1 protein-coding gene is annotated in these 261 nt (G+C 61.3%); it reads left to right on the top strand.

From position 1 onward, the window contains the following. Positions 1 to 49: 49 nt before the first annotated feature. The coding region (locus ACH13J_RS18510; RefSeq protein ID WP_397544810.1) for a PhzF family phenazine biosynthesis protein at positions 50 to 261 on the top strand (212 nt) is incomplete at its 3' end.

The following is a 261-nucleotide window of genomic DNA, read 5'->3' as shown; positions in this document are numbered from 1 at the left end:
ATGACGCATCGCCACACCGTTTTTTCATTCCCACACACCGGACGCCACCATGTCGCGCTACGCCTTCCGCCTGCTCAACGTCTTTGCTGAATCCACCTTTGGCGGCAACCAGCTCGCCGTCTTTGAAGACGGGCGCGGCCTGGACGACGCCACCATGCAGGCCATCGGACGCCAGTTCAACCTGTCCGAGATCACCTTCATCTTTCCCGATGACACAGAGGGCGCCACGGCGCGCTTCCGCATCTTCACGCCGGACTACGA

The organism is Roseovarius salis (assembly GCF_044472985.1).
GTDB classification, from domain to species: Bacteria; Pseudomonadota; Alphaproteobacteria; order Rhodobacterales; family Rhodobacteraceae; genus Roseovarius; species Roseovarius salis.
Note: the sequence above shows the minus strand (reverse complement) of the source record. Positions and strands in the feature narration are given on the sequence as shown.